The organism is Pseudorhodobacter sp. W20_MBD10_FR17, from assembly GCF_052119765.1.
In the GTDB taxonomy this organism is placed as follows: domain Bacteria; phylum Pseudomonadota; class Alphaproteobacteria; order Rhodobacterales; family Rhodobacteraceae; genus Pseudorhodobacter.
The window spans coordinates 33,358-56,149 of sequence record NZ_JBGQOQ010000008.1; the positions used below are offsets into that span (position 1 = coordinate 33,358).

The window sequence follows — 22,792 nt, forward strand, 5'->3', positions numbered from 1 at the left end:
TTGAAATTTAGAAAATTTTTATAGTTTTGGCGTGGCGGGGTGCAAATTTTTGGTACGAACCCGAATTATATTTAGGGTTTTGGGGGGTGTGGCTGTGGCTATGTTGAATTCGCGGATTTTATGTTTCTGAATCATCGCCGTTCATTGCGGCTTGCGAGTTTTTGGCGTTTTAGCACCATGATTAGCCTCGATTATTTCGAATCCGGCAACACTTTCAACTCATGCGTGTGCTGTAACGCAAAACCTGTATTCGTGTCACAAGATTTCTTGAAAACGCCCCAGTTTTATGCATTCTGTTGATGCGGGGTGATTAAGCGCCGGTTTCAAGATGCTCTAGGGCGCCCGAGAGCTGTTACGATTTTTTTTATCTATACGTCATTTAGTTTACATAGCGCCGGTGCCCAACGGCGTTAGGCCGCATGAGGGTTTAATTCATGGGACATGAGAGGTTCAGCCTCAAAGCCGGACCAAAGGCTCAGCGACCCGTTTTTTTGGATCGCAGCGGGCTTCGTTACCGATATGTGCGTCGCCTGATGGCTGTGACGGGGGTGGCATTTGCGATCTGGCTGGCCGTTTTTGCGGTCACGATTGTAGAGTTTCCACCCGATCTGCCAGCAAATGATTTTGCACCGATTTCCACCGTGTCAAACCGCGCACAACCTGCTGTTCCGATTGTAGAAGTTCTATCGTCTGGCCCGTCGCATCTCGCAACAGATCCGGACCAAAAGCCGCATCATGACCACAACGATCATTACCAACCTGTGCCAGTGGCAAATCCTTGCAAGCCAGTCTTTAAAGCGCCCGGCTCTGCTTTGGCAGATGACAAGGACCCCCGGCCGTTATCGGTTTTTGCGCTGCTGCCCAACACGCCTGTCAGCGCTTTTCAGTCTTTTGTGAACAACTGCGCACAGGTCGATGTACTGGTGCCCGACTGGTTTGAAATCGGCGGCGAGGGATTTGACCTTCGCCCAATAGCGCTTGATCCCGACTTTGTCGCGGCGCTTGGGTCTGTTTTTGATAGCGGGGTTGCGGCACCGCTTTTGATGCCGATGATGTCTTTGTCGTATGAAATGGACCGGAACGCTTTTCTTGGTCAGACCAAGGATATCCTGTACCGCAAAAGGCTGGTCGAGCAGATCGGAGAAGCACTTCTTGCGTCCAAAGCCGCAGGGGTTTGCATGTCGCTGGATTTTCCAGCCACCGCCGATCTTTCGGGGGTCGAGGCCTTGCTGTCCGATATACACGACGCGTTCCGTTTGTCGGGCAGTCAGCTGTGTACGATTTTATCTGCGGAGTCCGAGATTTGGAAGCGACCCGGCATCATCGCGGCATCGGATTATGTGATCGTAAAGATGTTCCGCTCGCCGTGGATCGGGTCTGCGCCGGGCCCGCTTGCGCCGGATGATCAATTTCTTGCCTCGGCCGCACAGATTGCCGAGGCGGTTGGGCGGAAAAAGCTGGTGGCATCCGTTGGGGTGATGGCCGTTGATTGGGTGTCAGGCCACCCAACGCCCGAGACCCTTTCCTTTGCCGAAGCGATGATCCGGATTGCTGCAGCAAAGGGCAATGTCGCCTATGCGGCATCTGCGCGAAATTCCTACAGTCAGTTTGTTGATAAAGCTGGGCTGCGCCATCAGATTTGGTTTCTGGATGCGGCCTCGTTGCATAACAGCTTGATGGATTTGCATGAATTGGGGGTCGCGCAGATTGGGCTGTCTGACCTTGGGCAAGAAGACCCCGAAGTTTGGAGCACGCTTGCCGGTTTTGACCCCCAAGCGCGGAATGTGACACCGGACCTTCAGCCTGTTTCTTTGGATGGCAAAGTCTATTTCAAAGGGGTTGGGTCGTTTTACCAATGGGCCGATGCACCACAAACAGGGCTGCGCACGCAGGTCCAAGACCCAAAGACCGGCAAGATCATCGACCAAAACTGGGCTGTTTTGCCCCAAGCCGCTGTGATGCAGCGCTTTGGGCAGGGCGATGGCGTGCAGGTGGCGTTGACCTTCGATGATGGGCCAAGCGCGGATGCTACGCTTGAGATATTGGATGCGCTAAAGGCAGCGGATGCGCCAGCAACCTTTTTTGTAGTTGGCAGTGCGGTGCTGAAAAATCCCGATGTGCTGCGCAGGATTGTGGCTGATGGGCATTTGGTCGGCACCCACACGTTCACGCATCCCAAGTTGGGTGAGGTTGACCCTTGGCGGTTGGAGCTGGAGCTGAGCGCCACGCAGCGGCTGGTTACTGGCATAACCGGCCATACTATGCGCGTGTTCCGGCCGCCTTATGTCCGCGGCGACGGCCCGATTGAGGGCGCCGAGGCCAAGGCTTTCAGCGCCGTGGCAAAGCGGGGTTACATTGTTGCAGGCAGTGATATCGCCCCACCGGATTGGTCGGGGATGTCCGCAGATACCATTGTGGACAGCGTGGTAAGTGGCCTTGATCTTGGCAAGGGTAACGTCATCGTTCTGCATGATGCAAAAGGCGACGGCATGCATACCGCAGAGGCCGTCGGAAAGCTGGTAAAGGTTCTGCGCGAGCGGGGCTATCAGATTGTGCCCTTGGCCAATATCCTTGGCACCACTACGGCGGCACTGATGCCTATGACAGCGGCTCAGATGTCCGGTTTTAACACTCTATCCTTTGGCGCAATCATCGGAGCCACCCAGCTTATACATGGGGTGTTCTGGCTGGTGCTGGCTCTTGGTCTTGCCCGATCTTTGCTTTATCTTGTGATGGCCTGCCTGCGTGCGCCGACGCGTGTCAGCAGCCTGCGGGCGCTGCCATCTGTCACCATTGTCATTCCGGCGTTTAATGAAAGCGATGTGATCCTTAACAGCGTTCAGACGGCGCTGAATTCGGACTATCCGGATATTCGGGTTATCGTTGTTGATGACGGCTCAACTGACGACACTTTGGCAAAGGTTCAGGCGGCCTTTGGCAACCAGTCCGCCGTGACAATCTTGACGCAGAAAAATCAGGGGAAATGGATGGCCCTGAACACCGCTTATGCTGCCATGACAAGTGAGATCGCGGTTTGCATGGATGCCGACACGGTCATTGCACCTGATGCGGTGTTTCATCTGGTGCAGCCCTTTGTCGACACGCGGGTGGGGGCGGTGGCAGGGACTATTCTGGTCGGCAACACACGCAATGTGCTGACAAAGCTGCAAGCGCTTGAATATTTCACGACGCAAAACATTGGTCGGCGCGCGCATGAATATATCAACGGCATCATCGTGGTTCCGGGGGCGCTGGGCGCGTGGCGGGTAGAGGCCGTGCGCGACATTGGGATGCTGTCGAACGAAACCTTGACCGAAGATACCGATCTTACCATCTGGATGCTGCGCGGAGGCTATCGCATCGCCTATGCGGATCGGGCAACGGGTTACACAGAGGCACCCAGCGACATACGGTCGCTGCTAAAGCAACGGCTGCGGTGGAACACTGGAATCCTGCAGGCGCTATGGAAACACAAAACGGCGTTTCTGGAGTCGCGGTCGTTGCGGCTGTTCTCTCTCGCTGATCTGGCTGTTTTTGGCTACGTGCTGCCCATTTTGGCACCTGTGGTGGATGTGATCTTCTTTTCGATGCTTTTCGGGGCGTTGGCCGATATTGTCGGCGGCCAGTGGCCTGATCTGACAGGCGCGTCGCGCGCGATGATGCTGGGGTATATTCTGCTGCCAATGGTTGATCTGGTCATGATCCTTGTGGCATTCGCCTTTGATCGTCGTGCAAGCCTGTGGCTGCTTTTGGTATGGCCTTTGCAGGGCTTTTTCTATCGTCAAATCCTTTATTTTTCCGCTTTGCGCGCTCTTGGCTCCGCGATCAGCGGGCAGCTTACAGGGTGGGACAAGCTGAAGCGGCACGGAATGGGGCGGCAGGCATGAAGGTGCCGCCGAGATGAAACGTAGGGCCTTTCTTGCGCAGGCATCCGCAACGGCTGGCGCATTGCTGCCAGCTGCTGCGTTTGGCATTGGTGAGGATCGACGGGGCACGGACACGGTTGTGGTCATCGCTGACATCGGGGCCGACACATCGCTGGCGGGGCTCGAAGCGGTTCTGAGCGCGTTGATTGCCGAGAATGTGCCTTGCCTGTGTGTCATTGACCCCGCGATCTTCTCGGACGCGCCTTTGATGCCGGATGACCCGCGCGCCATTCTGCTGCGTCGCCTTTGGACGGATTACGCTGGCCTGATAGAACTTGCCCCCTTCGTGACGGATCTGGAACGCCAGCGGCCCTATTTTCAAGCGCGGCTTGCCAGCCTTGCCCTTATCCAGTTGTCGGAAACTTTGGATATTGCGACGTTGATCCGTGATGGCCGCAAGGTCAGCACCATTGCCTGCTTTGGGCAGGAAGAGCGTATCAGCTTTGACGGGCTGCGCTCGGCTGGGGTGCGCACTGTGATGTCATTCCCCAAGGTAGGGGCGTTGCCGCTGCGCAATCGCGTTTCGCCCTCAAATGTGTTGACCGTCTCGGGCGGGCGGCGGGTGAGTATCCTTGATCCTCCAGACAGTCTTTTGACGCAACAGGAGGCCGAGAGCCATAATATCCTGATATTTTCGGCGGCAGATTTCGGGCAGGGTGATGTTGTGTCGCTTGCGGCGCCGGCGGCACAGTTTGCGCGGGCTGCGGCGAAGATGGAACTTCTGGGCAAGGGGGGCGTGACGCAGTCCCGCGATATCCTTGTCCGCGACGGCACCGCATTTCGTAGGCAGGTTGCCGTACATTTGTGCGGCGTGCCTTCGGATAACGCCACCCCCAATGCGGCTGTTGCGGATTTCGCAGCCATGCTCACAAAGACGGGTATCGCGCACAGTGCCAGTGTCGGGCCTGATCAAGGCATGGATGCGGCCAGCCTTGGCTTGTGGGTCCCCGATACAGGGCAGCCGGTCGTCATTGATTTGCCCTATGTCCAAACGCCTGAGACGCAAGGCGCGGGTGTTACACTGATCCTTGGTCGAACCAACGCGACATGGCGCGGATTGGATGATGCGGGCAATTTGCATCTTCCAGTGTCTTTTGAAGTCGCGGTGCCGCTACGAGAAGGTAAGATGGCCCGCGCGCTTGGTCCGGTCGATGACGGGGTCGTTCTTATTCATCCGTCCGGTGTCGCGACACCAGCGCTTCAACTTTCCGTTCTTCGCGCTTTGGTGGGCCTTGGCAATGATGGCGTTACCGATCTTTGCACGCTTTCGGACCTCGTTTCCACGGTTCTGCCACCCGACCCGTTGCTGCCCGTGATGCAGCGCACCGAGGCTGCCGCGCCAGCCTTTTTACGCCGCAGTGGGGGGGGTGAACAGCGTAACCGTGATCTGTTGATGGAAGATGCTCGCGTCGCGTGGCGTTATTTTGACAACTTTACACATAAGACAACCGGGCTTTGTCAGGCGGCAGTCAGCGGGTCTGGCAGCGCTGAGAGCCAATATGGGCGTTTAACGATGTGGGATATTGGAAGCCATATCAATGCCTTGATCGCGGCGGTTGATTTGGGTTTGATTGATGAGGCCAGTTTTAGGGCGCGGATCAAGAAGGTGCTGCGCCATCTTGTCGGTCGCAAGGTGTCGGGGGCTGTGTTGCCGCCGGAAGAGGTCATTGTTGCAACGGGTCGGACCACCCGAAATTTCAACGCGTCCGACACCGGGCGTTTACTTTCTGTTCTATCACGGCTTGCCAAGCATCGTTTTGCGGATTTCCCTGCCATTCAGGCTTTGGTTGCGTCTTGGGATTTGAAGGATGTGGTGATCGACGGTAAATTTCAGTCCATCTCGGGCGGGCTGCTGATCTCTGCCGCCAGTTCGCAATATGCGGATTATTCGGCGCAGGGTTTGGCGGCATGGGGGATCGCGGCACAATCGCCCTATGCCGGATTTGCCGAGCGCGGCTCTGCCGACCAAAAGATGACACTTCTGGAAACACTTGCGCAGCTTGGGCCTTTTGGGGCCGAACCGGTACTTCTTAAGATACTGGACCGCGGGCCTGACGCGGCTTCGGACTATGTGGCAGATACCTTGTTCGCGGCCATGCTGGCAGATTACGAAGGGGCAGGGCGGTTGGTCTGCCCCTCAGAAACGCCAATCGATCAATCGCCATGGTTCATTTACCAAGGCTTGCAACTGGGCAGCGCGGATCGTCCTTGGCGCGTTGTCTTCGATCGGGATGGAGAGGCTATCGATGAAAGCGCTGACACAGGCCGGATGGCGCTGAGCTGCAAAGCCGCCTATCTCTGGGCTGCGGTGATTGCGCATCCGCACAGCAACCGTTTGCTGGGCTATGTCCGTGAAAAGGCACGCGATAAGGTTGGGTTTGCCTCGTGTATCTATGTTGATACTGGCAAAGCGACGTCGAACAGTACCGATATCAACACCAATGGCATTATTCTGCAAAGCATAGCGGCCATCCTTCTTGGGCCCAATTCGCAATAGTGTCTATCATATCAAGGTTTTGGCCTAACCGTGCGGTATGCAGGTGCCACGGGGAAATCTTAGGAAAATAGCTTTGCAAATTGTGCGCAGGCGCGTGCGGCCTGATCTGTTTTGCCCTCGCGTAGAAACTCTTCGACCTTTTTCAAGGCGCTGCCAATGCAAATGGAGTCAAGAATCAGATCGTCTTGCAGGGTCTGGCGACGGGCTTCAAAATACAAAACCTCTCGGTCCTTGGCACCGTATTTGTATTTATAGGGCTCATTCCCATGACAAAAGTCATAGCACGTAAACCCTTGGTCAATTGCCCAAGCGATGCTGAAAAAATGCAAAGCCGAGCCGATAAAGCTTTCTTTTGCCTCGATATTCCGCCCTGCGACGATGAAATGCACTGATCCGTTGGCGTCATCCAAAACATGCCCCAGCGCCCCCAGCACTGTGTTTCCTTTGCGCAAAACTGGCAAGAAAAGCGCGTCACTGCGATGCGCGGCTTTCAGGATGTCGCGGTAATTCTGCGTGACCCGATCAGCCTGTTTTTCGCCTTTTTTACCAACCCACTTGGATTTCCAATGCGTCAAAAGCATATCGAGATCGTCATCTAATGTTGCGGTGGTTGTGCAGGTTATTTCATAATCCCAGTCATCGGTAAGACGGCTTTTTATACGATTGTATTCTTGGCGTTTGCTGCTGCCGATTTGCGTTTCCAGATACGTATCAAAATCATTCGGCAAGGATACCTGGGGGCAAAGCAAGTTATTGGTTTCATTGTTGTTTATCACATAGTCTTTATAGCTGGCCGACACGCCATGTGCGGCCAAGACATCTGTGAACAGATGGCAGCGGCGGGGCTGGGCAACGTAGCGCATAGACAGCTTTGTCCATGGCATACCGCACAGATGCTTGGCGGCTGCGGCAAGCGCGCGTGCCTCTTGGCGCGGATCGCAAATAAACCCCGTATATTCACTAAATAGCAACCGCCCTGCGGCTTCCAGCTCGGTCTGAAACTCATTGCGGCTGGCGCTCCACCGCACCCGGTATTTCAGGGGAAGGATGCAAACAACCTTGCCCGCCAGACCGATTTCACGGACGACAAGAATGCTCCACCGATACAACTTGTTGTGCAAAACTTGCGCCATCCAATCCCAAGTCAGAAAGATTGTGCCCTCTGGGTCCAGACTCTCCAACTCTTGCCAAGCGTTTTGCAGCTTTAAGAAATCTTCATAAGTATCAATGACATCGACATATAGCTCGGGCTCTGAAACCGCCCCTATTTTCGCATGCTTCATCTGGATCAGACCTTTTCCAAGACGGGACGCGCCGTAAGGCGCGTTAGAAAGAACGCCTCTGCATCATCAAAATCACGGGCAAGTGTTTGTGTTTCGCGATTGCGCTGGGCAAAATACCGGCCAACACGGCAAATTTGCGCTGCAAACTCGGGATGCGCACCTGCCTTGTCATAGGCACGGACACGGGATTTCGAGCTCCATCCCCGCCGTGTCACCTCGCTGATGATTAGCTTAAGCCGCTGGGCGCTGTGGAACGTGATGTAGAGGGCCATATAGTCGAGATAGTCGGTCACGTTTTGGCTGATATCTGGGTCAAAACAATCCGCGACGATCGCCTCCATGTCTTGGGGCGAGATGGGCCAAGACTCATCACCGATCAACCATGCAAAATCTTCGGCACCGTGGCGTGCGCCTGAATATTCGCAGTCAAACCAGCGCAGCTTTCCATCTTGGCCAATGGCGGCATTTCCCGATCGACAATCCCATTTCACGAATTGGGTTCCGCGAACCGCAAGTTTTTCGCAAAGGCTTTGGATGTCGAGGTTAGTTGACTGCCTGTTTTGAAATTCCTGTAAGATACTTATTCCATTCACAAAATTATTGATCCACGCTTGATTTTGCCCGAGATGCGGCACGCTTTCGTGCAGCTTTGCCTTTCGGCCCGCAGCATGAATCCGAAAGATCGACGACACCGCCTCATGCGCGAGCGTATCGCGATGTGATCTGCTGGCCTTGGAAATTTCAATATTCAGCCGCGCGCCCCCGACATCTGATTGAAACAGAATCTCGCCATCAACGCCCAAACACTGGGGAAGGTCGCTGCAAAAGGGTGACAATTTTTTAAGCGTGAAGGCCTCAACATGGGTCCGGCGAAAATTGGGGCGCAATGTGGCAATAACGGTCCTGTCGCCAAAGCTGAGGCGATAACTTGCACGCCCTTCGCCGCCCGGCGAGTCGACCTGTAAAACGGGTTGCGCGAAAAATCTTTCGGCACTCTCTACAACCTGTTGTTTGCGCTGGCTTATGCTCACTCTTTCCTCCTGCGCTTAACCCTAGGCCCGTGGACCGTTGGCACGGCGTGGACCTCAAGGCAGACGCGCCTTGTTCGTGGCGTATCAGGTGAAGTCGATGAAATTGAGACCAGAGCAAGGAAAAGCTGTGCCGATGCGTTTCGGCGCAGGCGGACATGGGCGGTTGCGGCTGTGGATAGGGCATCACGTGCCAAGACGCATATGACTGTGTCGAAGTAATAAAAGTGATTCGGTTCGGCGTCACCTGCGACATAAACAGAGTGCCCAAGGGCAGCCGATTGTTTCCCGCATTCGGACAACGTGTCAGAAGTAAGGCAACTGGTTCCCCAAAGATGGCGAAATAAAGGCTATTTTATTTTGTTTTTGACATGATTGCCATTTCACGCTCTGGGTTACGGCGGGGGCGTGAAATGGCAAGGCCAAGGATATTTAACTGGTCTGGCTGACATTTGGTGGGGGTTTAGCATTATGGCTAAAAGATCCGAACAAGCGCATGACGACAAGCACGGCGACAAACATAATGACAAGGGTTCTAGGGGCACAAAAGGCTCTAAGGGCACGCATGGGTCAAAAGGGACACATGGTTCCAAGGGTACGCATGGCACTGGCGGGACCAAAGGCTCCGCCGCGCAGCACGGATCAGATGGAACGTATTCCGGAGATACTGGCGCGGGCACCGTAGCGGCCAGCGCATATCCAAACGCGCCCGTCATTCCGACGGATACAAACGGCATTACATTTCATATTGATGAAACCGGCGACGGAGTTACCGACGAATACGTTTATATTCAGGCTGAGCCAGGCCAAGATTTATCGAAACTCACATTTAAAGATTTTGCAGACCCGTTGAAGGAGTACTTGGCCGAGAATAATCCAGGCTTGGATCTGAATACCTCTGTCATCAAGGCGACGATTTATTCTTCAACCGGCGAAGAGTCCTATTATCACTTCACTGGCAACGAATTCGACGAAACCGATGATCCAACTGATGGCACTGGCGGGACCAAAGGCTCCGGTGGCACCAAGGGCACTGGCGGGACCAAAGGCTCCGGCGGCACCAAAGGCACTGGCGGGACCAAGGGGACTGGTGGAACCAAAGGCTCCGGTGGCATCAAGGGTACTGGCGGCACTAAAGGCTCCGGTGGCACCAAGGGCACTGGCGGGACCAAAGGCTCCGGTGGCACCAAGGGTACTGGCGGCACTAAAGGCTCCGGTGGCACCAAGGGCACTGGTGGTACTAAAGACTCCGGTGGCACCAAGGGCACTGGTGGTACTAAAGGCTCCGGTGGCACCAAGGGTACTGGTGGCACCAAGGGGACTGGTGGAACCAAAGGCTCCGGCGGCACCAAGGGTACTGGTGGAACTAAAGGCTCCGGTGGCACCAAGGGTAGTGGCGGCACCAAAGGCTCCGGCGGCACCAAGGGCACTGGCGGCACCAACGGCACTGGCGGCACCAAGGGCAGTGGCGGCACCGAGGGTGCTGGCGGGACCAAAGGCTCCGGTGGCACCAAGGGTACTGGCGGGACCAAAGGCTCCGGCGGGACTAAGGGCAGTGGCGGGACGAAAGGCTCCGGCGGAACCAAAGGCTCTGGCGGGACATCGGGTTCGGGTGGCGATAGTGAGACCTGCCTGACCAAGCTGATCCCGACCTATGATGCGTCAGAAGAGGGCGATGACGCCCATCGCGACGATGACGAGACAGAGGACGCGGATTGCGAGCATTTTTGGTAACGGGCTTCTATAGCTTATTATCCATTTAACAAAGAACGGGCTGCTTTTGTGGCCCGTTCAACCTTTTTCCGCAGTCGGGCCTTCATTCAGCCTTGTTTGCAACGCAGATATGGACCCTGAATTGGAAACAACGATACGTTGGCAACACGCGGGACGTAAGGCATGGATGACGACAACAGGCGGTTTGAACGGGTAAAATCCAGTGCCCAAAGCGTCTTTGGCGCCAAGTTTCGGGACATAAGTTGCCCAGGCGGGATCTACCGCGAAAGCTATCGTATCCATTTGGACGACAGCACCGTCGTTGCAACCAGCCGCGAGGATAAGCCGCGCACGGCGCTTGAGGCCTTTGTTCTCTTTCGTCTGCAAAAGACATGTGACGACATCCCAAGGTATCTGGGGTTCTCTGACAATGTGCTGTTTCAATCGGATGTTGGCCAAAACAGACTTACGCTTGACCTTACCCATGCCAAACCGGCGCGGCGTAACGATTTAATGGCTGCAGCCGTGGCTGGTCTGTTCAGAATTCAGCGGGCTGGGCGTGAGAATGGGATTGAGAAACACCTACCGCATCTGGGGGTGAACCGGTCTTGGATTGAGCATCTGGTCAACCTGACCCGTAAGCTGGACAAACAGGTGCCGCTTGGCAAAGGGTTTGACCGTTTTGCCCTGTATGACGCGCTGTCAGTGCCCGCGACGCAATTCGTCAAATGGGACTGTCGGGCAGGCAACGCTGCAAGCGACGCCGCCGGAACCTTGCGCTGGTTTGATTTCGAATATGCTGGCGTTCGCCACGGGGCCGAAGATTTTGCTTGGTTCATCGCCGATGAAACTGTTCCGGTGGCGCCAGAGGTCAGCTTTCAAATCGTGGCAGACGCCTATGACCCCAGCATCGGGCACGCCAAAGAAGATTGGCTGCGCTACCTGTCACTCTATACGGTTTTTCAGGCCCTCGAACGATTGCGGCTTATCCAATATGAGGTGAAAGAGCGCGGTTGGAAAACCAAAGAGAAAGTCTTGGGGCGCGACGATGTCGGCATGCATCCGGAATTCGCGGCACAGATTTGCCGTGTCGGGGCATGGTTTGCAGATCGCGATCCGCTAACGCGGCCCATCGTCCGTTCCTTTGAAGGGCTCGGGCAAGTGTTTTCCAATCTACAGCTTGATGCAGCGAACACGCGTACAAAGGCAGAGGCGCTATGAAAATCACAGTTGAACGAGCCGATAAAACGCAGCCCCGATTACGCGATGTCGAAGCGGCGAATGCGGCCGCAAGCGATACCGCGACCTATTACAATGGTGGCGTTGAGGGGCCTGCCTTTGCACATTGGTATCAGACCGTGCTTGCCCCCAAGATGGGCATTTTACCGCCAACACCCCACCAGCCCGGGACCGCACCCAAAGCCAAGGCCAAGGCCTCTGTTGTTCGGGTTGAACGACGCCAGACCTAATGATCTCTACAGGCGGAACGCGACTGTGACTCGGGTGTCGCCAGCCTGTGCTAGACTTGGCAGCGCTATGGCAAGCAGGGGCAACAGCAATATGGCGGGATTAAAACTTAACAAATCCACTCTGCGCCAAGTGGGGTATGGTCTGCACGCTGGCAGCGGAGTATTGTCCGGTGTGTTGGTCACATTGCGCAACCGCTGCATAGGCAAGAATGACAGTGTTCAAGCCTTCCGTTGCGCAAACGGTCGTTCTTAGAGTCGACAGAGGCCTATGAGTTCTAATCTAAATGCGCCTATCCAAAACCTTTGACGGGCACTAAGAGTTAGGCCGAACGCTGGCCGAAATTCATGTCTTGAGCGAGATTTTCTGATGACTTCTAAATCGCCATCTTTGGCACGGCGGCGGGATATTCCGAAAGGCATATGGGCGCTGGGATTTGTATCCTTGTTCATGGATATTTCGTCGGAACTGATACACGCTTTGCTGCCGGTCTATTTGGTCACCGTCATGGGGGTGTCCATGGTCACAGTGGGCATCATCGAAGGCATCGCGGAAGCCACGGCCTCAATCGTCAAGATTTTCTCTGGGGCCATTTCTGACTGGATCGGCAAGCGCAAGCGGCTGGCAATCATTGGATATGGGCTTGCGGCGTTTACAAAGCCGATCTTCCCCTTGGCAGGGTCCGTGGGCTTGCTTGTCGCGGCGCGTTTTATCGACCGGGTGGGCAAAGGTATCCGCGGCGCGCCGCGTGATGCGCTTGTGGCCGATATTGCGCCTGCTCATTTACGCGGAGCCAGTTTTGGGCTGCGGCAATCCCTTGATACCATTGGCGCTTTTCTTGGCCCGCTTCTGGCCATTGCTTTGATGTGGCTGACGGCCAACAACTTTCAGGCAGTGTTCTGGTTTGCTGTCATTCCGGCCTTTATGGCGCTGGGCCTGTTGGTGTTTGCCGTCCGAGAGCCTGCGCGCCCAATGGGTCTGCGCAAAGTGCGATTTCCGCTAAGCTTGCCGGAACTCAAGCGCCTCGGCTCTGGCTATTGGCTGGTTGTCGCGATTGCGACGATATTCTCACTTGCGCGTTTCAGTGAGGCCTTTTTGATTTTACGCGCCCAAGGCACGGGTCTGCCCCTCGTTCTCATCCCGATGGTTCTGGTTCTGATGAACTTTGTCTACGCGTTCGCGGCCTATCCGGCAGGGGTGCTGTCCGACCGCTATAATCGCCTGACCATGTTGATCATCGGGTTTGGCTTGCTCATAGCTGCCGACCTCACGCTTGCCTTCGCACCCGGCCTGATCGGCGTTGCCTTCGGTGTGGCCTTGTGGGGGCTGCATATGGGGCTAACGCAAGGACTGCTCGCAACCCTTGTGGCAGACACCGCACCGCCGGAACTGCGAGGAACGGCGTATGGGATGTTCAACCTTGCGGGGGGGCTGGCATTGCTGGCGGCAAGTATTCTGGCTGGCGCGCTTTGGGAAGGGTTCGGGCCACAGGCGACATTCCTAGCCGGAGCAAGCCTGACAGCGATTGCCTTGACAGGTTTAGGTCTCGTGCGTTTGTACCTGCCCAAACTTGGGGCATCGCACAAAGCTTGATGTGTGAACGCGGGCAAACACTGACGTTCGTGGCCAAAGCCAATACGTTCTCGGGGCAATAAAACGATTGTTTTTGATCGCTGCCTGAAAGAGCCATTGGCGCAAATGCTTCGAATGTACAGTGCAACCCGCAAACTGGTTTATAAATGCGCCCAAATACTACAGGGGCCATCGAGGTCCACTGTGGGAAAGCTAGGTTCGGGACCAGATTCTGGGTCAGTCACTGGTTTTAAGGTCGCTATGAATGTGGTTCCCATCCAGGTCCCAAAGGTTAAGTTACACAATACCAGTTGAGGCAAGGTCTATGCGGCGGTAAGGTACATCCAGCTTGTGCAAGCTGGCCACAAATTCAGGCAAATTTCTGGCTATAAAGGCAAAATGCTCCACCTTCAGGCTGGATTCAGACCCGATGGCCGAAGGGCCGTCGATGCCCACAAGATACGCAACGGCAAAATCGCCGACATCCATCCATGCCCCAGAAAAGGGGCACCCGAAAGCGCCTCGATTGCTGTTTAGGGTTTCAGCGTCAGGATGACGTCGCGGTGATCGCTGTCAACTTCGCTTTGGTGACAGTGGTATTGCAGAGGCGGGTGTCGTTGATCTCGGCATATTTCAAATCCGAGCGGATAGGGGCCTTCCTGAGTGTTGGATTAGTGAATAACGGGCATTTCATTCAGCGTAAATTCGGCAACAGCACCATCGGTTGCAGCCATATAGGCAGCAAGATGCGGTGCAGACATATGCGTCTGCCACAGCTCGCGCGTTTCCCAGTTTTCATAAAACATGAAATGGGCTGGGTTGCTGTTGTCCTGATGCAGATCATAGTTCACGCAGCCAGCCTCATCACGGGTGATTGCGATCAGTTTGATCAGTTCCGCTTTAACCAGCTCGACTTTGTCGGGGTTGGCTTTGATGGTGGCGACGATTGTAAGTTTCGACATTTTCTATTTCCTCAATGTTCTATGATGACTATATGGCCTTTTATATTTATCGGATAAACGGCCATCATTCGAAAAGATAATCCGGAAATTCCGTGCAATGCTGATTGATAATATCCGCCTCTTTCAAACCATCACCGAAAAGGGCAGCCTTGTCGCCGCAGGTCGCGAGGTCGGGCTGTCTGCCACCACCGTTTCGGAACGGCTGGCCGCACTTGAGGCACATTACGGCGTTGTCCTTTTCAATCGGACAACGCGCTCTCTCAGCCTTACCGATGAGGGCCGCACATTGCTAAGCGGTGCCAAGCTGGTTCTGGGCGAAATTGACGACCTTGAGATGCGCATCAGACACGGGGCTGAAACGCTGTCCGGTTCGATCAGGGTCAGTGCGCCAATCGATATTGGCCGCAGTATTGTGTCGGGGGTGATATCTTCGTTCACCGCAGAGCATCCGGCGATTTCAATCGAGCTGCTTTTGTCGGACGGGTATGTCGATATTGTCGGGCAGGGGTTCGATTTGGCGCTGCGGTTTGGTACCGTGACGGACAGTAGCTTGCGCACACGCAACCTCGGCCATTTTCGCCGCATCGTCTGTGCGGCACCGTCTTACATAGCTGCGCATGGCACCCCGCAAACGCCCGCCGATCTGACGCAGCACAATTGTTTGATCATGCGTTTTGGCGCGACCTTGGATAATGTTTGGCGTTTTGGAACGGACAAGAAGCCGCAAACAGTTACGGTGCGCGGCAATAAGATCGTCAATGACGGCTCTTTGGTGCGCCAATGGGCGCTTGAGGGACATGGCATCGTTCTGAAATCAGAACTCGATGTCGCACCCGATTTGGACGCAGGGCGGCTTATCGCTCTTTTGGAAGCATTTTCCTTTCCGGCAAACCCGCTACAGATGATGTTCCCACCTGGGCGGGCGCAGCCACGACGGGTGCAAGCGCTGGCCGATGCCCTTAGTCGCGTGATGAAAATTAAGGAAATGCGATAGAAGGGGCATTTCAGCTTTTTTTATACGCAAGGCTTTTACGACCCATCAAGGCACGACCTATAAAGGGATGCGTGGCCTTCACCCAACGCTCGGGTGACCGCGGTGAACGGCCTGCATATGTTATTGGGAGGGGTGCAAAACGCAGTGCTGGACAGCGAAGTCTTGGTGCGGGATGCGAAATGAATTTGGCAACAAATGGCAACAACAAAAAAGCCGCCCGAAGGCGGCTATTTGTAAGTCTTTGTTAAGACTGCCAAAACTGGAGCGGGCGAGGCGATTCGAACGCCCGACCCTAACCTTGGCAAGGTTATGCTCTACCCCTGAGCTACGCCCGCACTCCGTTATGGTGAGGCAGGATGTATAAAGGAGTGCTGTCGGCTGCAAGAGGGAAAATGCGCGATTTGCAAATTTTCCGAACTTTTTTTTGCGCCGAACCTGCACCTCCGCCACAACGTGGTTTGCAATCAACGTGAAACAGACCAACCGCAAAAGCGATATCCCCTTGCGCCATTGCCAAAACCGCCGCTGCCGCCTATGCCAAGCCAAAGTGAAAAGGAACCGGCGCAATGACTTTGGATGATCTCTTGGCCCGTAGTGGCGGCGTGTGCGAATTTTGCGGCGCGGACGAACGTCTTGCCGGCGTTGAGGTGGCCCCGCTTGGCCCGATCATCCTTTGCGCCGTGTGTCGTGGCGACCGTCCCGATAGTGCGGGCCATTGGCGCTGCCTTGAGGGGGCCGCATGGTCACAAGAGCCCGCCGTGCAATACGCCGTTTGGCGGCGCCTGCGGTCCTTGGATGAAGCATGGGCCACAGAGGCGCGCGATGCGATGATGCTGCTGCCCGAAGTGCAAGCTGTGGTTGACGCCCCAGCAGCGGTGGAACATCGCGATAGCAACGGCGTGTTACTGGCCGCCGGTGATACCGTCGTGCTGATCAAGGATTTGCCAGTCAAGGGCGGGGGCTTTACTGCCAAGCGTGGCACGGCAGTTCGGGGCATTACTTTGGTCGCCGATAACGCCGCCCATATTGAGGGACGCGTCGATAGCCAACGCATCGTGATTTTGACCGAGTTTGTGAAAAAGAAATGATTTGGGCAGCAAAGGGCGCAATCTGGCGGCGGTGACGTCAATGTGCTCTGGAATTACCCTCATCCTGCAGTATATATAAGGGCTGTAGCGCGGCGTATTGGCCCAGGGCGCAACGGTTTAGGAAAATGCGACATGAAGACTCTCGTTTTGGCCGCAACCGTCCTTTCGGTTTTCACAATGGCGCAGGCGAACGCGCAGGCTATGGTCATCGATAGCGACGATAGCGGCGGTTATTCGATGGCCGAGCTGCTAACCGCTTTCCCGACCATCACCAACGAAAACTTTCGCGCAGCCGACACCAATAAAAACGGTGAGATCAGCATGGAAGAGCTGGCTGTCGCTGTCGAATCCGGCAAGATTCCGTCCTAGGGAGGGGTGTTCCCAGCTTGGGTTTGGCCATGCTGCGCCGGCATTAAGGTTCGCCTAGGCGCGTAACGCGTGCGGCAAAGCAGCCGGGTTTGGCGTTGTGCAGATGTGCATAGCAAACCGCCTCATTTCCAAAAGCCGCCGTGATGGCCTGCGCTACTGCGGTTCCCTGTAAGACATCGGCATCCATCATCATGTGGTTTTTATCAAACAGCCGGAGTGAGATAAGCCGTGTCTGAATGACCAAAGGCACCTCATTCGGGGCTGGTTTGGCCTCGGCTACGCCCTCACGCACAAAAATGGCATGACTGGCCTGATAGGGGCTTTGCGCTGGCTGGTGCTGATAGTTCAGCAGCAATACCGTTTCCCCCACGCGGGCATCGGCAAGGCTAACGCGGCAGGGCGTTCCCGGGCTTTTTGTCACAACCACGCGGCAGGCATTGCGTTGCGCCAGTGCCGCATCCGACATAGCAAACAACGGAGCAAAGTCTTGGGCGGGCAGGGCGTGAATCTGAAAGCTCATCGGTTTTTCCTTATGGGGGTATGTGCTTTTATTAGCTTGCCCGCCGTCAAGCTGGCGACCCGTTTCTTGCGGATACCTTGGCCGGAATGGCCGCCTTGCGCATAAAAAAATCACGCGCGGATTGCCCCGCGCGTGATTGATTTGGTTCGGGCTAAAGGGCCTTATTCTAGCTCGATCAGCAAATCCTTGGCGTCAATCTGCATGCCCGGCGTTACAAGAACCGCCTTGACCACCGCCGCGCGGTCGGAGTGCAGGCCGGTTTCCATCTTCATTGCCTCAATCGTCAGCAACAAATCGCCCGCATTCACCTTTTGGCCGACCGTTACGCCTACGCTGGCAATCGACCCCGGCATTGGCGCACCGATATGGTTTGCGTTGCCCTCTTCGGCCTTTGGCTTGGCTGCGGTTTTGGCTTTGATTGCACGGTTCGGCACGCGGATCACGCGCGGCTGGCCGTTCAGTTCAAAGAACACTTTTACCTCACCATCATCGCCAACTTCGCTGACGGCTTGCAGGCGGATTTCCAGTGTTTTGCCGTGGTCAATCTCGGCGCTGATTTCTTCACCCGCGTCCATCCCGTAAAAGAAGGTGCGCGTTGGCAAAATCCGGACAGGGCCATAGGCACGGTGGCGCGTGCGGTAGTCCATGAATACCTTTGGGTACATCAGATATCCGTTAAGGTCTTCATTATCCACGGTTTCTTCATCAGGCTCTTCTGCGCCTTTGGCCAAATCGATGGCCAGCTTTGTGCGCACTGCGTCAAAGTCAACCGGGGCCAAATGTGCGCCGGGGCGCTCGGTATTGGCCGCTTCGCCCTTTAGCACCTTTTTCAGAATACCCTCCGGCCAACCGCCATGCGGCTGCCCAAGGTTGCCCTTTAGCATGTCGATCACAGAGTCAGGGAACGACACGTCAACCTTCGGGTCTTCGACCTGCGCGCGGTTCAGCCCTTGTGCCACCATCATCAAGGCCATGTCGCCGACCACTTTGGATGATGGCGTTACCTTTACAATGTCGCCAAACATCTGGTTCACATCAGCATAGGTCTGCGCGACCTCATGCCAGCGTTCCTCAAGGCCCAAGCTGCGCGCTTGCGCCTTGAGGTTGGTGAACTGACCGCCGGGCATTTCGTGCAGATAGACCTCGGAAGCGGGGGCCTGAAGGCCGGATTCGAACGCGGCGTAATGCGCGCGCACACCTTCCCAGTAGTTGGAAATTTCACGGATTGCACCGATGTCAAGGCCGGTATCGCGGTCGGTATGGCGCAAGGCCTCTACAATCGTGCCAAGCGTCGCCTGCGAGGTGTTGCCCGACAGCGCATCCATTGCGCAATCGACCGCGTCCACGCCCGCCTCGGCTGCGGCCAGAATAGTCGCAGAGGCAATGCCAGCCGTGTCATGCGTGTGGAAGTGGATCGGCAAACCAACCTCTTCCTTTAGCGCCTTAACCAGCACGCGCGCGGCGGCGGGTTTCAGCAAACCGGCCATATCTTTCAGGCCCAGAACATGGGCGCCACCGGCCTTCAGTTCTTTGCCCATCGCGACATAGTATTTCAGGTTATACTTGGCGCGATCAGGGTTCAGCATATCGCCGGTATAGCAAATCGTGCCTTCGCAAACCTTGTTCGCCTCAACCACCGCGTCCATCGCGACGCGCATGTTTTCGACCCAGTTCAGGCTGTCAAACACGCGGAACACATCAACACCGGTTTCGGCGGCCTGTTTCACAAAGGATTGCACAACGTTGTCAGGATAGTTGGTATAGCCCACGCCGTTTGACGCGCGCAGCAGCATTTGCGTCATCACGTTCGGCATGGCCGCGCGAATATCGCGCAGGCGCTGCCAAGGGCATTCCTGCAAGAACCGGTATGCCACATCAAACGTAGCCCCGCCCCAGCATTCAACCGAGAACAGCCCACCAAGGTTTGCCGCATAGGTTGGCGCCACGCGGATCATATCGATCGAGCGCATACGGGTGGCCAGCAAGGATTGGTGGCCGTCGCGCATCGTCGTATCGGTGATCAGCAATTTCGATTGCGCACGCATCCAATCGGCCACGGCCTGCGGGCCTTTTTGTTCCAGCAGGTTGCGCGTCCCCATCTGCGGGTCGTTGCGCAGGGCAGGCGGCTTTGGCACCCGAATATCGGCAGCAGGCAGCGGGCGGCCAGCGGTTTCTGGGTGCCCGTTCACCGTAATATCGGCGATGTAGGTCAGGATTTTCGTCGCACGGTCGCGGCGTTTCTTAAAGTCCATCAACTCGGGCGTGTTGTCGATAAACTTGGTGGTATAAGTGTCATCAAGGAATGTTGGATGCTTGAGCAGGTTTTCGACAAAGGCGATGTTGGTCGATACGCCGCGAATACGGAATTCGCGCAGCGCCCGGTCCATCCGCGCAATCGCCTTTTCAGGTGTCTGCGCCCAAGCGGTGACCTTCACCAACAAACTGTCGTAATATCGCGTGATCACGCCGCCCGCATAGGCGGTGCCGCCATCTAGACGAATGCCCATGCCCGTGGCCGAACGATACGCCGTCAAGCGGCCATAGTCGGGGATAAAGTTGTTCTGCGGGTCTTCGGTCGTCACGCGGCATTGCAACGCATGGCCCGACAGTTTTACATCAGCCTGCGACGCAGCACCCGTAGCCTCGGCCAAAGTTTTGCCTTCAGCGATGCGAATTTGCGCCTGCACAATGTCGATACCGGTGACTTCTTCGGTCACGGTATGTTCAACCTGCACGCGTGGGTTCACCTCGATGAAATAGAACTTGTCGTCATTCATATCCATCAGGAATTCGACGGTGCCTGCGCATTCATAGCCAACATGGGCACAGATTTTGCGGCCCAGCTCACACACCTCGGCGCGTTGTTCTTCGGTCAAATAGGGCGCTGGGGCGCGTTCAACCACTTTTTGGTTACGGCGCTGAACGGAACAATCACGCTCATACAGGTGGTAAATCTCACCATGCTTGTCGCCCAGAATCTGCACCTCAACGTGGCGGGCGCGGGTGATCATTTTCTCAAGGAAACCCTCGCCATTGCCAAAGGCGGCTTCGGCCTCACGGCGGCCTTCGCGCACCTTATCGGCCAGCTCGGCCTCGGACGCGATGGGGCGCATACCGCGGCCACCACCACCCCATGACGCCTTAAGCATCAAGGGATAGCCAACCTCGGCCGCTTGTTTCTTGATCAATTCCATATCGTCGCCCAGCACATCCGTCGCTGGAATAACCGGCACGCCGGCCTCTACCGCCACGCGGCGGGCCGAGGCTTTGTCGCCAAGCGCGCGCATGGTCTCGGCTTTGGGGCCGATAAAGGTAATGCCTGCCGAATCGCAAGCATCGACAAAATCAGGGTTTTCCGACAGCAAGCCATAGCCGGGGTGAATCGCATCCGCGCCCGCCATTTTCGCCACACGGATAATCTCGGGGATGCTCAGATACGCACCCACGGGGGACAGGCCTTCGCCAATCCGGTAGGCCTCATCCGCCTTAAACCTGTGGAGGCTGAGCTTATCCTCCTCGGCATAAACGGCCACGGTCTTTTTGCCCATCTCGTTGGCGGCGCGCATCACGCGGATGGCAATCTCGCCTCGGTTCGCAATCAGAATTTTGCGGAATTCGGCCATGTCGGTCACTCCCTTAGAATACGTTTGCCCGCACTCTAGGCGTGCCGCACCGCAGCGCAATACATTCCCAGCATTTTTTTGTCAGATTTGTAAAAGAAACAGGGCTAAACGGGCGATTTTCCCGTTTAGCCCTGTTAGCGCAACCAATCGTCCGAATTATTCGCCCTTTGGAACCATCCGGTTTGTCAGCGGTACCTCGGCCAAAAGCAGCGAAAAGCAAAATGCCATCAGCGCCATCGCCGCCGTTACCCAGAATATCGGGTGAATCGCAGTCACAATAGCATTCGCCACAATCTCTTGCTGGGCAGGGGGCAGCGTGGCCATGATCTGTGGCCCGATTTCACCGCCAAGCGCAGTGGCCTGATCGCCCAAAACAGTGGCCATCCGCGCCGTAAACACCGCGCCAAACACCGCCACCGCAAGGGACCCGCCGATTTGCCGGAACATCACGCTGGCGGCTGTGGCTGTGCCCAGTTGCGCGCGCGGCACGGCGTTTTGTACCGCCGTCATCACGACGGGGAAAATACAGCCAAGCCCAAGTCCCAAAACCGCGATAGACAGGCCAAAAGCCACGGTGCCGGTGTCGCGCTGAATCCGCGTCAGCAGCAGGCTGCCCACAAGGGCCAAAACCGTGCCGATCATTGGCAAAATCCGGTAGCGCCCTGTGCGCCCCATAAACTGGCCCGAAGCGGTTGATGCAATAACAATCCCCGCCGTCATCGGCACCAACATCAAACCGGATGCGGTTGGGCTAATCCCTTTGGTTATCTGCAAATATAGCGGCAAGAATGTCACCGCGCCGAATAGAACTGCACCCACCACAAACCCGATGATGCTGGTGAAGACAAAAACATTCAGCGTAAACAAAGACAGCGGCAAAATCGGCTCGGGCGCGCGGCGCTCAATGGCGATGAAAGATACTGTGGCCGCGATGCATAGCGCGATTAACCCCAGCGCAGGGGCCGAATCCCATGCAAATGTACGGCCGCCAAGGCTGGTCATCAGCGTCAAACTGGCCAAAGATAGCGTCAAGGCCGCAGCCCCCGCCCAATCAATCCGGTGCTTGGCGCGTTTGCCCGTGGGCGAAAACCCCATCGCAAACCCGGCCACGGCCAAGGCCCCCAACGGCAGGTTGATAAAGAAGATCCAATGCCAGCTTAGCGCATCGACAAACCAGCCGCCCAGCAATGGCCCCATCACCGACGACAGCGAAAAAACGGCCGCAAACACGCCCTGCACCTTGCCGCGATCCCGCGCCGGAATAACATCGCCAATCACCGACAGCGCCAGCACAAACAACCCGCCGCCGCCAAGCCCCTGTAACGCCCGCGCGGCAATCAAAAACTCCATCGTCTGGGCCATGCCACACAGTGTTGAGCCCAGCAAAAACAGCCCGACTGACACGAAAACCATGTTTCGACGCCCGTATAAATCGCCCAGCTTGCCATACAAAGGTGCGGCAATGGTCGAGGCCAGAATATAGGCCGTCACCACCCAAGACAAATGCTCTAGCCCGCCCAAATCGGCGACAATCGTTGGCAGCGCAGTTGAGACGATCGTTTGGTCTAATGAGGCCAGCAGCAGCAGAACGGCCACCGATGCTATCACCATCTTGATCGATTGCGTCTCGGCTGGAGGGGAGGAAAGGGGGTCGGCCATGGGGCGCTCCGTTTAGTCATAATGTCGCAGGTTATAAATCGCTATGCCTTACACAGATATATGTCAACGGCACATAAATGTGACAGGCAGG

16 protein-coding genes and 1 tRNA gene are annotated in these 22,792 nt (G+C 56.0%); 9 read left to right on the forward strand and 8 right to left on the reverse strand.

Annotated elements, in window-relative coordinates; genetic code table 11:
- Nucleotides 1-533: 533 nt before the first annotated feature.
- A complete protein-coding gene (locus ACEN2J_RS07220; protein ID WP_442104497.1) occupies nucleotides 534-3,887 on the forward strand; it encodes a glycosyltransferase in 3,354 nt (1,117 codons plus the stop codon).
- Nucleotides 3,888-3,900: 13 nt separating this feature from the next.
- Nucleotides 3,901-6,423, forward strand: a complete 2,523-nt coding sequence (locus ACEN2J_RS07225) for a DUF3131 domain-containing protein (RefSeq protein ID WP_442104499.1) — start codon at nucleotides 3,901-3,903, stop codon at nucleotides 6,421-6,423.
- 59 nt (nucleotides 6,424-6,482) lie between these two features.
- Here the strand turns inward: ACEN2J_RS07225 and ACEN2J_RS07230 are convergent, their stop codons facing one another.
- Nucleotides 6,483-7,706 carry a GNAT family N-acetyltransferase gene (locus tag ACEN2J_RS07230; RefSeq protein ID WP_442104501.1) on the reverse strand — a complete coding sequence of 408 codons (1,224 nt, stop codon included), beginning with the start codon at nucleotides 7,704-7,706 and terminating at the stop codon, nucleotides 6,483-6,485.
- Nucleotides 7,707-7,711: 5 nt separating this feature from the next.
- Nucleotides 7,712-8,737: a hypothetical protein gene (locus ACEN2J_RS07235; protein ID WP_442104503.1), complete on the reverse strand. Its 1,026-nt coding sequence runs from the start codon at nucleotides 8,735-8,737 to the stop codon at nucleotides 7,712-7,714.
- A 468-nt stretch (nucleotides 8,738-9,205) separates the two neighbouring features.
- Between ACEN2J_RS07235 and ACEN2J_RS07240 the strand changes: the two genes are divergently transcribed.
- From ACEN2J_RS07240 to ACEN2J_RS07255, 4 genes are all read left to right on the forward strand, one after another.
- Nucleotides 9,206-10,468 (forward strand): hypothetical protein, encoded by a 1,263-nt coding sequence (locus ACEN2J_RS07240; RefSeq protein ID WP_442104505.1) that lies wholly within the window; start codon nucleotides 9,206-9,208, stop codon nucleotides 10,466-10,468.
- A 162-nt stretch (nucleotides 10,469-10,630) separates the two neighbouring features.
- Complete coding sequence (locus tag ACEN2J_RS07245; RefSeq protein ID WP_442104507.1) at nucleotides 10,631-11,668, forward strand: hypothetical protein; 1,038 nt, start codon at nucleotides 10,631-10,633, stop codon at nucleotides 11,666-11,668.
- Entirely contained in the window at nucleotides 11,665-11,916 is a 252-nt protein-coding gene (locus tag ACEN2J_RS07250) for a hypothetical protein (protein ID WP_442104509.1), read from the forward strand. Before ACEN2J_RS07245 ends, ACEN2J_RS07250 begins: the two co-directional genes overlap by 4 nt.
- Before the next feature lie 367 nt (nucleotides 11,917-12,283).
- Entirely contained in the window at nucleotides 12,284-13,507 is a 1,224-nt protein-coding gene (locus ACEN2J_RS07255; protein ID WP_442104511.1) for an MFS transporter, read from the forward strand.
- 276 nt (nucleotides 13,508-13,783) lie between these two features.
- Here ACEN2J_RS07255 and ACEN2J_RS07260 read toward each other — a convergent pair whose 3' ends face one another.
- Nucleotides 13,784-13,975 carry a hypothetical protein gene (locus ACEN2J_RS07260; protein WP_442104513.1) on the reverse strand — a complete coding sequence of 64 codons (192 nt, stop codon included), beginning with the start codon at nucleotides 13,973-13,975 and terminating at the stop codon, nucleotides 13,784-13,786.
- A 182-nt stretch (nucleotides 13,976-14,157) separates the two neighbouring features.
- Complete coding sequence (locus tag ACEN2J_RS07265; RefSeq protein ID WP_442104515.1) at nucleotides 14,158-14,448, reverse strand: putative quinol monooxygenase; 291 nt, start codon at nucleotides 14,446-14,448, stop codon at nucleotides 14,158-14,160.
- A 97-nt stretch (nucleotides 14,449-14,545) separates the two neighbouring features.
- Here ACEN2J_RS07265 and ACEN2J_RS07270 point away from each other — a divergent pair, with 97 nt between their 5' ends.
- On the forward strand, nucleotides 14,546-15,442 hold the full coding sequence (locus ACEN2J_RS07270) for a LysR family transcriptional regulator (protein ID WP_442104517.1): 897 nt from the start codon (nucleotides 14,546-14,548) through the stop codon (nucleotides 15,440-15,442).
- 260 nt (nucleotides 15,443-15,702) lie between these two features.
- On the opposite strand, the gene ACEN2J_RS07275 is transcribed toward ACEN2J_RS07270, so the two are convergent.
- Nucleotides 15,703-15,777: transfer RNA gene (locus ACEN2J_RS07275), tRNA-Gly, on the reverse strand.
- Between the two features lie 231 nt (nucleotides 15,778-16,008).
- Between ACEN2J_RS07275 and ACEN2J_RS07280 the strand changes: the two genes are divergently transcribed.
- Both ACEN2J_RS07280 and ACEN2J_RS07285 read left to right on the forward strand, forming a co-directional pair.
- Nucleotides 16,009-16,530 (forward strand): PhnA domain-containing protein, encoded by a 522-nt coding sequence (locus tag ACEN2J_RS07280; RefSeq protein ID WP_442104519.1) that lies wholly within the window; start codon nucleotides 16,009-16,011, stop codon nucleotides 16,528-16,530.
- Nucleotides 16,531-16,662: 132 nt separating this feature from the next.
- A complete protein-coding gene (locus ACEN2J_RS07285; protein WP_442104520.1) occupies nucleotides 16,663-16,899 on the forward strand; it encodes a hypothetical protein in 237 nt (78 codons plus the stop codon).
- 43 nt (nucleotides 16,900-16,942) lie between these two features.
- Here ACEN2J_RS07285 and ACEN2J_RS07290 read toward each other — a convergent pair whose 3' ends face one another.
- The 3 genes from ACEN2J_RS07290 to ACEN2J_RS07300 all read right to left on the reverse strand — a co-directional run bounded on the left by ACEN2J_RS07290 (nucleotide 16,943) and on the right by ACEN2J_RS07300 (nucleotide 22,701).
- Nucleotides 16,943-17,419 (reverse strand): DUF1203 domain-containing protein, encoded by a 477-nt coding sequence (locus ACEN2J_RS07290; RefSeq protein WP_442104522.1) that lies wholly within the window; start codon nucleotides 17,417-17,419, stop codon nucleotides 16,943-16,945.
- Between the two features lie 161 nt (nucleotides 17,420-17,580).
- The gene (pyc, locus tag ACEN2J_RS07295) at nucleotides 17,581-21,042 is read right to left on the reverse strand and encodes a pyruvate carboxylase (RefSeq protein WP_442104524.1); all 3,462 of its coding nucleotides are present in this window, start codon (nucleotides 21,040-21,042) and stop codon (nucleotides 17,581-17,583) included.
- 156 nt (nucleotides 21,043-21,198) lie between these two features.
- A complete protein-coding gene (locus ACEN2J_RS07300) occupies nucleotides 21,199-22,701 on the reverse strand; it encodes an MDR family MFS transporter (protein WP_442104526.1) in 1,503 nt (500 codons plus the stop codon).
- Nucleotides 22,702-22,792 lie beyond the last annotated feature (91 nt).